Here is a 10848-nt window from a genome sequence, read left to right as displayed (position 1 = left end):
GGGGGGTCTAACTCAACGCCGCCCTCTACCCCCCACACCCAAAATCACCCCCCCCCACACCCCGTTCCACCCCCCCCCCCCCCCTACACCCGTGGGGGGGCCCTTCGAGAAGGTCACGGCCGCGCATCGCCGCGAGCTCAAGCTGCATTGTTATCGCATGATGGGTTCGCTGCACGAGGCCGACGACCTCGTCCAGGACACGTTGCTTCGCGCCTGGCGCGCAAGATCGGAGTTCGACGGGCGAGGTTCGGTTCGCGGTTGGCTTTACATGATCGCGACCAACGCTTGCCTCAACGCCATCAAGGCGAGGTCGAGGGCGCGTCGCATTCTCCGGGAACCCGGACGGCCGCCCTCGCACGGGGCGGCCATAGGCGGGCCGGTAGCCGACATCGCCTGGCTGGAGCCCTACCCCGACGCCGAGCTTCCCGACGTTGCCGGCAGCGAGCCAGGTCCGGAAGCCCGTTACGAGAGCCGCGAGGCCGTCCAGCTCGCCTTCGTCGCGGCGATCCAGGATCTGCCGCCCAGGCAGCGCGCCGCGCTGCTGCTTGCCGACGTCCTCGGATGGTCGGCCGTCGAGACGGCGCGTTTGCTGGGCGGATCGACGGCTTCGATCAACAGCGCGTTGCAGCGCGCCCGCGTAACGCTGGCGGCGCGCTATCCTCAGGGACGGCCGGCCAGCCGATCACGGCCCAGCCCCGAAGAAGGCCTGCTTCTCGAACGCTACATGCAGGCCTGGCAGGCCGCCAATCTCGACAGCTTGATCGAGCTGCTGCGTGAGGACGCCATCTATACCATGCCGCCTTGGCGTGAATGGTATCAAGGCCGCGAAGCGATCCGCGGTTTCTTCGAGACCGTCTGGCCGAGGTTTGGCGGCTTCCGCTCGCTGGCCACCCGCGCCAATGCCCAGTCGGCGGTCGGGGTTTATTCCCGCAGCCACGATGGCCCTGAATGGCGGGCCCATTCCCTGCATGTGTTCGACGCAGCCGAGGGCGGGATCGCTTCCTTGACGATCTTCATAGGGCCGCTCGGGCCATCTCTGTTCCCGGCCTTCGGCCTGCCACCAGCCTATTAGCTTACCCCTGGGCCAGCCTTATCGGTCGAGTTCCGGGAAATATGGGTCCGAGAAAAACCTTCGGTCGCGCTCGCCTTGCAGGCAGTCGATCGGTGCGTCGATGCGGATCGTCCTCGGATCCAGCTTGGGATACTCGATGCCGCTGACCTCGAGGATCAGTTTGCGGCGAGTGGCGGTGGCGAATTCGGAAGCAGCATAGATCGGCAGCACGAACGAGCCCGGCCCGCCGGTAACGCATTCGGCATAATACCGGTCGAGATGGCTGAAGGTGGGTGACGGGCTGATCAGGATCGGCAGCCCGTTGATGACGATACCCTTCGCCAGCGCCGCATCGCGTGCCGTTGTGACCGGCAAGCCGGTGTTGTTTGGGCCGTCCCCCGAGACGTCGATGACGCGGCGTTTGCCGGTGAAGGCCGTGCCGTTGAAAAGCTCGGCGCCGAAAGCCACAGCACCGGAAATCGAGGTGCCGCGAAAGCTCCTGAACGGGCGGGCCGCGATCTTGTCGGCGAAAGCGTAGGCGCTCTCCTTGCTGTCGACGACCTGCCAGGCAATGACCGCATCGTCGCGGATGGTGCCGGCCCATTCGAAATACGCGATGGCGATGCGGCCGAAGGTGCCGGCACGCACGGCGTTGATGAAGTCGGGGTGGCGCAGCGCCGCGACATAGCCGGCGCGCTGCAGGGCAAACTCCCTTTCATCCATCGACTGCGAGATGTCGACGGCCAGCACCAGCTCGACATCGACGGCAATTGCATTGGCCGGTGCGGCCGCAGGTGCCGCCGGGGTGCAGGCCAGGCAGGCGAGCAGGGCGAGAGCGTCAAGCATGGCCGATCGGAACGTTCCCATCTGAAACGATCGCGACAGTTTTTCGCCGCGATCGCGGCGAAATAAAGCTTGCCTTCTATTTCTTTCGGCCAGCCGAAACGACAACCGGGGGCGGTTCGATGGCACCTGCCCTGATACGGGCCGGCTTGAGTGGCGGCTGGCCGGCATCCTTGACGATGGTCAACGCCCGCCGGAAGAAGCGGGCATTGTGCTGGCCGCGGCCGATATTGAGGATCGCGGCGTCGGGAAGGCGCTTCTCCAGCATCGACAGCACTTGCCTCAGCGTTGGGCCGTCGAACGCGTCCAGCGCCTCGTCGATGATCACCCATTTCGGCCGTCGCAAGGCCAGCCTGGCAAAGGCCAGCAGACGCTGCTCGTCGTCGCTGAGCTCACGCTCCCAGCGCGCCGAGCGATCGAGCGAGGACGACAGGCGTTGCAGCCCGACATCGGCCAGCACCTCCGAGATCTCGGCATCGCTCGCCTCCGCCGCGCCGTCTGAATGGTTGAGCACCTCGCGCAGCTTGCCGAGCGGGAAATAGGGGGTACGCGGAACAAAGATCGGCGCTTCTCCGGCCGGCATGCCGATCCGTCCGCTGCCCCATGGCCACAGACCGGCAATGGCCCGGAAGAACAGCGTCTTGCCGGCGCCCGGATCTCCGGTGATCATGACCCGGTCGCCGGCGCGGATTTCGACATGCGGCTCGGCAAGCTTGGTGCATCCCTCCGGCGAGGCGACCTCGAGTTTCTCGAAGGTCAGGCTGCCGTCCGGGTTTTCGCCGAACGAAATGCGCCTTTCCGTATGGTGCAGCGCGTCGGTGTCGCCAAGCGCGATGCGAAAGTCGGCGACCCGCATCAGCGTAGCGCGCCAATCGGCGATGCCGCCGATATTGTTGATGAACCAGCGCAGCGACGAATGGACCTGGTTGAAAGCGCCGACGGCCATCATCAGGCCGCCAAAGCTGATATCGCCGGCGAAATAGACCGGTGAGGCGACCAGGATCGGTGCGACGACAGTGATCCAGCCATAGGTGTCGGTAACCCAGGAAAGATTGATCTGGGCGCTGTAGATGCGCCGCATGGCGCCCAGCACCATGCCGAGATCGAATTCGAGCCGGCGCCTGGCATCGGCCTCGCCGTGCGCCAGCGCGATGGCATCGACATTCTCGTTGACGCGAACCACCGAGGAGCGCAGCTCCGCTTCACGCGTATAGCGATCGTTGTTGAAGCGGATCAACGGTCGCCCGACCAGCCAGCTCAACCAGGAGGCGGTGCCAGCATAAAGGATCGCCGCCCAGACCATGTAGCCGGGTATGGCCAGCAAATGGCCGCCTATGTGGAAGACGAAGCCGGAAGACAGCGACCACAGGACCCCAACGAACGAGGCAAGCAGGATGCAGGACTGCAGCAGGCCGATGCCAAGACCGGTGGAAAGATCGGAGAGATGCCCGGCATCCTGCTGCAGGCGCTGGTCGGGATTGACGCCGATGGCGCCGGCATGGGTCAGCCGGAAGGCACGCGCCGGCCGCATCCATTCGTCGATCAGGTCGAGCGTCAGCGCCTCGCGCAGCTTCAGGCGGAGCATCTGGTCGAGCCAGGTCTGGCCGACATTGAGCACCACAAGCCCGCCGGCGATGCCGGCAAAGACCAGAAGCTGATGCAGGAAAGCCGGCATGTCGCGCCGCGCAAGCGCGTCGTAGAAAGGCTGGTTCCAGCGATTGAGCAGAACCTGCCCGATTGAGCTCGCCACGATGACGGCGACGATGCCGATCGCTGCCCAAAGCAATTGTTTTCGCACTGGCGAGCTGGTCAGTGCCAATTTGATTGTTGCCAGCTGCTCACGCAGGCTGCTGGCTTCGATCGACGTGGCAAGCTTCTGGGCGCTGGCCTCGACATCCGGACGATCATCCATCGGTTAAATCCTTGCATTCGGAGCAATGCCAAACCGGTCATAGGATCGGCCGCACGGCCTTCAATCGGACAGCAAACCTGATATCGTCAGATAGGCGTGAAAAAGCACGTCTCGGATCACGAACGCGTCATCCTGGCGGTGCCGGGTGTTCGGCCCGCGACAGCCGGCCAAGCGTCGGCGCGCCATGCGGCGAGAGAACCGGCACGAAGACGCGGCGGGACGCGCGCTGGGCAACCGGCACGCCTTGATAGAGCCGCTTCTGCGCCTCGACGACAATAACGCCCGAAAAGATCGGCCAGAAGCGCCGGCCGGCGCGTTCCAGCACGTTATGGAACTGCATCATGAAACGTCGCGGCGACGGCGGGAAGAACAGCGCATCGGACCACGCCGCCGGCGTGAAATTCGCTTCGCGCAGCAATTCGGTCAGCTGGCCGCGCGAGAACGGTCGGCCATTGCCGAAAGGCGTATGCTCGAAGCGTGCCCAGACACCGCGCCGGTTGGGCACGACGATGACGACGCGGCCGGCCGGCGACAGCACCCGCCAGATCTCGTTCAGCGTCTCGCGCGGGTTCTCGACATGTTCGAGCGAATGGACGAGCAGCATGCGGTCGATGCAGGAATCGACCAGCGGCAGTTCCTCATCGAAGACCAGCGCGGTCGCCGTCGGCCCGGTCGCCGGCCAGACCACCGCGCCCTGTGTTGCCGGCATGAAGGCAAAGACACGCTCGGCATCGCTGCCGAAGCGTTCCAGCCACGGCAAGGTATAGCCGAGGCCGACCAGCCGCTCGTTGGGCACGACGGCCCATATCGAGGACAGCGCCATGGTGATCGAGCGTTCGGCCAGGCGGCCGAGCGTGGTTGAATAAAACGAACGGAGATCGACAATGTCTGAATGCATGCGCGGAACGGTAGCTTCGAAGCAGTCCAAGTTCAACAAAGGCAGATGACATCGGCTGGCAGGCGCCCTATGTCTGCGGCAATAAAGGGAGAGATGCGATGCCGGTCGAGATCGAACAATTCATGTGCCGCAGCGACAATTTCGGCGTGCTGGTGCATGACCCGAAAAGCGGTCAGACGGCGCTCATCGATGCGCCCGAGGAGGCGCCCATCCTGGCGGCGATCAAGCGCACCGGCTGGACCCCGACGATGATCCTGACCACTCACCACCATCTCGACCACGTCGAGGCCAATCTGGCGCTGAAGGAGCGCTTCAAGCTGCGCATTGTCGGGCCGGAAGCCGAAAAGGCAAAGATTCCCGGCATCGACGAAACTGTCGAGCAAGGCTCGGTCGTCCATCTCGGCGACGAGCGGATCGAGGTCATCGCCACACCCGGCCATACCGCCGGCCATGTCACCTATCATCTGCCGGCGTCGAAAGTGGCTTTCGCCGCCGACACGCTGTTTGCGCTCGGCTGTGGGCGGCTGCTCGAATGCAAGCCGCCGGTGATGTACGAATCCCTGAAGAAGCTCGCGGCGCTGCCGGCCGAGACGGTTATCTATTGCGGCCATGAGTATACGCTGGCCAATGCCCGTTTCGCGCTCACCGTCGACCCGACCAATTCGGCGCTGAAAGAGCGCGCCGCCAAGGTCGAGGCGCTGCGCGCCGACGGCAAACCGACGCTGCCGACGACGATCGGCGAGGAACTGTCGACCAATCCGTTCCTGCGCTGGCACGATCCGGCGATCCGCAGGCATCTCGGCCTGGAGAAGGCCTCGGATGCCGAAGTGTTCGCCGAGATCCGCAAGCGCAAGGACAATTTCTGAGCGGCGCCAGGAGCTAGGGTCATGACCAGTTCCGCCGAAATCATCGCCCTGCTCGGCCTGAAGCCGCATCCGGAAGGCGGCTGGTATGCCGAGACCTTTCGCGACGGCGCGGAAGGCGCCCGCGGCCATTCGACGGCGATCTATTTCCTCCTGGAGAAGGACCAATTGTCGGCCTGGCACCGGGTCAGGGACGCGGCGGAGGTCTGGCACTTCTATGACGGCGCGCCGCTGGCGCTGTCGATACACCGAGAAGGCGGTCCCGTCATCGAGGAGATCCTCGGTACGGCACTTGCCGCGGGCGAGCGGCCGCAGATCGTCGTGCCGGCAGGCTGGTGGCAGTCGGCGCGCAGCCTCGGCGAATGGACCCTGGTCGGCTGCACCGTGGCGCCGGGTTTCGATTTCGCCGCCTTCGAACTCGCCGAACCAGGCTGGCTGCCGGGCACGCCCTAGGCACCTTAGCCCAACAGGAAACCCAGCGTGACCGCCAACTGGCCGACGTAATACAGCACCCAGACTGCATGGCGCACCCAAATGCGGTGCGGCGAGATGGCGGGCAGCAGGAACTTTTCCGCAGCGAGCAGCCCGTCGGACAGCATGAGCAGGACGACGCCGACGACGACCCAGACGCTGTTCAGGGTGAGCGCCGCAATGCCCATGGCAAGCAGTGCCGCGGCATGGATGCCAATCGGCAAACGCAAGGCCGGGCCGATGCGGCGCCAGAGCGCGAAAACCATCGCCAGCGCCAACACGGCCATCGCCAGGGCGATAATTCCTCGCCACGGTTCGGCCGAGAGCAGCCCGAGGCCGCTGCCGGCGCGCAGGAACAGCACGACGTAAAGCACATGCGCGGCAAGAAAACTGGCCGTGCCGCCAAGAAATGCCTTCTCGCCGTCGCGCGACAGGAAGGCGTCGCCGATGGCACTGGCGCCCAGCGCGGCGACGAGCAGCCATGGGCCGCCCTGCTGCGCGACCAGCACCGGCAGCATCGCCACCGCCAATGTCCTTGCCGCCGACCGCGAAAGGCGCGGCGGCATGCCGAGGCTGAACGCGTAAATCACCGCCGCCGCCAGCGATAACAGCAGCGTCGCATTGGCATTGGCATCGATGCCGCCGGAAAACGGCATCAAGCGTTTGCCTCGCTCGTAGCCCTCTTGCGCAGCAACAGCGATTTCGCCGCCAGTGCCGCGCCGCCGGTGATCAGCACGCAGGCGGCGAGGATGCGCCATGACGGCTCGGCGAAGCCGGCGGCGATCAGCACCAGGGTGGACAGCAGCGGCGCGGCATAGCTCGCCGCCCCCAGCACCTGGATGTTGCCGCGCTTGACGCCGATGTCCCAGGCATAGAACGCCGCCCCCACCGGCATCAGACCGAGGCCGAGCACGGCCAGCCACTGGCCGGCGCCGGCGGGCAGCACCGTCTGTTCAAGCAACAGATGGCAGATGAGCGAAAGGGCCGCGGTGGCGGCGCAGAACCAGGTGACGATGCTGGTCGGCACCGACGGGAAGCGTCGCGACAACAGCGAATAGGACGACCACAGCACCGCGCAGACGCCGGCCATCGCGTAGCCGAAGGCATAACGCGCGTCGAAGGCAAGCCCGCCGCCCTTGGTGACGATCAGGACCGTGCCGGCAAGGCCGAGCAGCGCGCCGGCGACGTGGTTCCAGGCCAGCCGCTCGCCCGGCATCAGCGCCGACCCCAGCACGATCAGCAGCGGCCACAGATAGGCAATCAGGCTGGCCTCGACGGCCGGCGCATTGCGCAGCGCGGTGAAATAGAAGAAGTGGTAGCCGAACAGGCCGGCAATGCCGATCACCCAGACCTGGCGCGGTATCTTCGCGGCCCCGTCGGCTGCCGGCATGAACAGCCGGGCAACCAGCCCGACGCAGGTGCCGATCGTGAAGGTGATTGCTGAAAGCAGGAACGGCGGCACGGCGCCCGAGGCATCCGTAAGCAGCGCCAGCAGCGCCCACATGGCGACCGCGCAGAAGCCGATCAGTGTTGCGCGCGCCATACCCGTCGCCCCCTGCCCATCGTTGGCGGCGCACCATCACGCCTATTCGTTTGCTTCGAACCGCTCTGCGCTGATCGTCAGCGGGCCGATTTGCGTGCTGACCGTGGCGCGGATCGGCGCATATACGCCGCTTTGGCCGACCGGTGCAAACGTCACCATGATGCGGCTGCGTTTCTTCAGGTAGTTCAGCGCCTTGCGGTTCTTGCGGTAACCGGCCACCGGCTCGAAGCCCAGCCTGCAGGTGACCGTATCGCCCTTGTAGCCGGCCACCGAGATCGACCCTTTGGACTCGTAGGTCAGTTTCAGATCGGCACGCATTTCGCCGTCATAGAGCTTCACCGTGCGCCCGCAGACCTGGTCGAGGCTGTCGGCATGGATGACGGTGGCGGCCATCGGATCGAGGACCGATACGAGATGGCTGCCGGCCAGCGGTATCCAATTCTCGGGATTGCGCTTCTTCGGCTCAGGCACGACCTTGGTCGAGGTGACGACGCCGTTGGCAAACTGGATGTCGATCATCGATGCCTTCTTGCCGGACGTGTAGTCGGCGTGGAACGCTTGCGGCTGCAACTGCTTGCCCGAAATCTTGCCCTTCGACGAGATCGTGCCTCGCGTGTCGTCGAACAAAGTGGCGAGCCCGGCGGCGGAAACGCTGCCCTCGATCGAATAGGTGTCGCCCTCGTAATGGCTGGAGAATTTCGCCTTGGCCACGGAGAGGCCGAGGAACGACACCGAATATTCGCCCGTGAAGGATTGCGGCTCAGCGGCCGAAACCGTCGTCGAAAGCGCGACGGCCATCAGCACGACCAGGGCATGGAGGAAAGAACGAGGCATGGCGGGTCCTTGATTGTCGACCGGACGGGGCGGCTCCGGTCTGGCATGTCCCTGTGCGACCGCTTATAGGCTGAATTCCGGCCTTAATGTGAAAGGCGCCGTCGGCAGGCAACGTTGGGGCTGGTCGACAGCCAAAATAAAAAACCCGCCTCGGCGGGCGGGTCGTTGGAGCCAATTAGCACCATACCGAAATTAGTAGCATAGCTGCCGGCACAAAGCAAGAACAAAATGTGGCCACCTGGAAAATCGCTACAGGTTTGCGCAGCCCCTCATCGCCCTGCCGGGCACTTCTCCCCGTATAGGGACGGGGAGAAGGTCGCCTTGCAAAGGGTTTCGCCAATTTGCGAAGTTGCAGAAGCGCCGAGCCTGCGGCCAAGCCCCTTCTCCCCGTCACTATACGGGGAGAAGGTGCCGGCAGGCGGATGAGGGGCAGCGCCGGCATCGGTCATCTTTTGATTGATTCCCTTGGCACTAACCAACCCCAAGCTTGACGCCTCGGCGAAATGCAACTATGGAACGCCAACTTTTTCCATAAGGCCGCCTGACCGAAACCGCGCGCCACCCGGCGCGGGTCGAATGTTTGGCCAGGACCGAGAACCGAAGGTTAGAACCATGTCCCGCACCTGCGAACTCACTGCCAAGGCAGTCATGTCCGGCAACAATGTGAGCCACGCCAACAACAAGACCAAGCGTCGCTTCCTGCCCAATCTCGTCAATGTGACGCTGATCTCGGAAGCGCTGAACCAGAACGTGCGCCTGCGCATTTCGGCCAACGCGCTGCGTTCGGTCGAGCATCGCGGCGGCCTCGACGCCTTCCTGGCCAAGGCCGATGCCAAGGAATTGTCGCAGCGCGCCCGCCTGTTGAAGAAGCAGATCGCCAAGAAGCTCGCCGAGCAGCCGGCCGCCTGAGTTTTTCGGCGGCAGCCGCCTTCCAGGGCGCGGTCCGAACTCCGGATCGCGTTCCGCTGGTTCCATTACCCAGGATAAAAAAATGATTTTCCTCTCGCGGTACCTGCCCTTCGTGGCGGCCATGGCGCTCGTCGTCGTGGCCTCGAACATCCTCGTGCAGTTCCCGATGCAAGGCGCAATCGGCGGGCTGTCGCTGGCCGACATCCTGACCTGGGGCGCCTTCACCTATCCGTTCTCCTTCCTGGTCACCGATCTCGCCAACCGCCGCTATGGGCCGGCGGTGGCGCGCAGGATCGTCTTTGTCGGCTTCATGACAGCGGTGATCTGCTCGATCGTCATCCCACCGCTGCTGTTTCGCCACGGCCTGATCGAATTCGAGACCGCCGCCGACCGGCTGGTGCGCATTGCCGCGGCGTCGGGTGCCGCCTTCCTCACCGCGCAGTTGCTCGACGTCACCGTGTTCAACCGGCTGCGCCGGCAGAGCTGGTGGCGCGCACCGATCGTCGGCACGCTGGTCGGCTCCGTTTTCGATACGGTGGTGTTTTTCACCGTCGCCTTCGCGGCGGCGTTCGCCTTCGCCGGGCCCAACGACGGCTTTGCGCTGGAAACCGCGCCGCTGATGGGCGTGCTGCCGGTCGAGACGATGCGCTGGGTCTCCTGGGCGCTCGGCGATCTCAGCGTCAAGCTGATCATAGCGGTGGTGGCGCTGATCCCCTACCGGCTGCTTGCCGCCCGCTGGAGCCAGCCGGCACTGGCAGCATGATCCCGAAAAGTGGGAACCGGTTTTCGGACAAGATCATGCTCAAAGACTATCGAGCATGATCCCCTGGCTTCAACTGGACTCGGCAAAAACGCCTGACGGCGGACAGGAACTCCGCCTGAAGCGGCGCGGCGGCGAATTCTCGATCATGCTTGGCGCGAACGAGCTGATGAACAGCCGGCTCAGCGGTTCCGAAGAGGCGCTGGCGAAACTGTCCTGCCAAAGGATTGCCGGCCGCCGGACCCCAAACATCCTGATCGGCGGCCTCGGCATGGGCTTTACCTTGCGCGCGGCGCTGGCCGAGCTTGCCGACGACGCCCAGGTCACCGTTGCCGAACTGGTGCCGGCGGTCGTGATTTGGGCGCGCGGCCCGATGGCCGAGCTGTTCGGCGGCTGCCTTGACGACCCGCGCGTCAGCATTCGTGAGGCCGATGTCGGTCAGCTCATCCGATCGCAAGCTTCGGCCTGGGACGCGATCCTGCTCGATGTCGACAACGGCCCCGAGGGCATCGTCTACAAGGCCAACGATGCGCTCTACAGCGCAGCCGGCCTGATCAGCGCGAGAGCAGCTCTCAAGCCCGGCGGTGTGCTGGCGGTCTGGTCGCAGGGCCCTGACGCAGGTTTCACCCGAAGGCTCAAGCAGGCCGGCTTCACGGTCGAGGAGGTCAAGGTGCGGGCTCACGGCAAGCGCGGCGCCCGTCACATCGTCTGGCTCGCGAGCAAGGGGCAATAGGCCACCTCGCAATCCGGGCGGGCCTTGTTGG

General features: G+C 64.9%; 12 protein-coding genes. 6 read left to right on the top strand and 6 right to left on the bottom strand.

What is annotated here, in order from left to right; genetic code table 11:
- The first annotated feature begins 91 nt into the window (after positions 1-91).
- Positions 92-1072, top strand: a complete 981-nt coding sequence (locus NKJ55_RS19155; RefSeq protein WP_352451220.1) for an RNA polymerase subunit sigma-70 — start codon at positions 92-94, stop codon at positions 1070-1072.
- Between the two features lie 18 nt (positions 1073-1090).
- Here the strand turns inward: NKJ55_RS19155 and NKJ55_RS19150 are convergent, their stop codons facing one another.
- From NKJ55_RS19150 to NKJ55_RS19140, 3 genes are all read right to left on the bottom strand, one after another.
- A complete protein-coding gene (locus NKJ55_RS19150) occupies positions 1091-1897 on the bottom strand; it encodes a DUF1194 domain-containing protein (protein WP_352451214.1) in 807 nt (268 codons plus the stop codon).
- 76 nt (positions 1898-1973) lie between these two features.
- On the bottom strand, positions 1974-3806 hold the full coding sequence (locus NKJ55_RS19145) for an ABC transporter ATP-binding protein/permease (protein WP_352451213.1): 1833 nt from the start codon (positions 3804-3806) through the stop codon (positions 1974-1976).
- A gap of 127 nt (positions 3807-3933) precedes the next feature.
- On the bottom strand, positions 3934-4704 hold the full coding sequence (locus tag NKJ55_RS19140; RefSeq protein WP_352451212.1) for a class I SAM-dependent methyltransferase: 771 nt from the start codon (positions 4702-4704) through the stop codon (positions 3934-3936).
- 98 nt (positions 4705-4802) lie between these two features.
- Here NKJ55_RS19140 and gloB point away from each other — a divergent pair, with 98 nt between their 5' ends.
- Together gloB and NKJ55_RS19130 are read left to right on the top strand one after the other, a co-directional pair.
- Positions 4803-5570 (top strand): hydroxyacylglutathione hydrolase, encoded by a 768-nt coding sequence (gene gloB / locus NKJ55_RS19135; protein WP_352451211.1) that lies wholly within the window; start codon positions 4803-4805, stop codon positions 5568-5570.
- A 21-nt stretch (positions 5571-5591) separates the two neighbouring features.
- On the top strand, positions 5592-6020 hold the full coding sequence (locus NKJ55_RS19130; protein ID WP_352451210.1) for a cupin domain-containing protein: 429 nt from the start codon (positions 5592-5594) through the stop codon (positions 6018-6020).
- 5 nt (positions 6021-6025) lie between these two features.
- On the opposite strand, the gene NKJ55_RS19125 is transcribed toward NKJ55_RS19130, so the two are convergent.
- Genes NKJ55_RS19125 through NKJ55_RS19115 form a run of 3 tightly spaced genes read right to left on the bottom strand, consistent with a single transcriptional unit; the run spans position 6026 to position 8415 of the window.
- Positions 6026-6694, bottom strand: a complete 669-nt coding sequence (locus NKJ55_RS19125) for a lysoplasmalogenase family protein (protein WP_352451209.1) — start codon at positions 6692-6694, stop codon at positions 6026-6028.
- The gene (gene yddG, locus NKJ55_RS19120) at positions 6694-7581 is read right to left on the bottom strand and encodes an aromatic amino acid exporter YddG (protein ID WP_352451208.1); all 888 of its coding nucleotides are present in this window, start codon (positions 7579-7581) and stop codon (positions 6694-6696) included. Before yddG ends, NKJ55_RS19125 begins: the two co-directional genes overlap by 1 nt.
- Before the next feature lie 42 nt (positions 7582-7623).
- A complete protein-coding gene (locus NKJ55_RS19115) occupies positions 7624-8415 on the bottom strand; it encodes a DUF3108 domain-containing protein (protein WP_352451207.1) in 792 nt (263 codons plus the stop codon).
- A gap of 612 nt (positions 8416-9027) precedes the next feature.
- Here NKJ55_RS19115 and rpmB point away from each other — a divergent pair.
- The 3 genes from rpmB to NKJ55_RS19100 all read left to right on the top strand — a co-directional run bounded on the left by rpmB (position 9028) and on the right by NKJ55_RS19100 (position 10817).
- The gene (rpmB, locus tag NKJ55_RS19110) at positions 9028-9324 is read left to right on the top strand and encodes a 50S ribosomal protein L28 (protein WP_006328411.1); all 297 of its coding nucleotides are present in this window, start codon (positions 9028-9030) and stop codon (positions 9322-9324) included.
- Positions 9325-9406: 82 nt separating this feature from the next.
- Positions 9407-10087 carry a queuosine precursor transporter gene (locus NKJ55_RS19105; RefSeq protein ID WP_352451206.1) on the top strand — a complete coding sequence of 227 codons (681 nt, stop codon included), beginning with the start codon at positions 9407-9409 and terminating at the stop codon, positions 10085-10087.
- Between the two features lie 55 nt (positions 10088-10142).
- A complete protein-coding gene (locus NKJ55_RS19100) occupies positions 10143-10817 on the top strand; it encodes a polyamine aminopropyltransferase (RefSeq protein WP_352451205.1) in 675 nt (224 codons plus the stop codon).
- Positions 10818-10848 lie beyond the last annotated feature (31 nt).

It is taken from the genome of Mesorhizobium sp. M0106 (assembly GCF_040322715.1).
In the GTDB taxonomy this organism is placed as follows: domain Bacteria; phylum Pseudomonadota; class Alphaproteobacteria; order Rhizobiales; family Rhizobiaceae; genus Mesorhizobium.
Note: the sequence above shows the minus strand (reverse complement) of the source record. Positions and strands in the feature narration are given on the sequence as shown.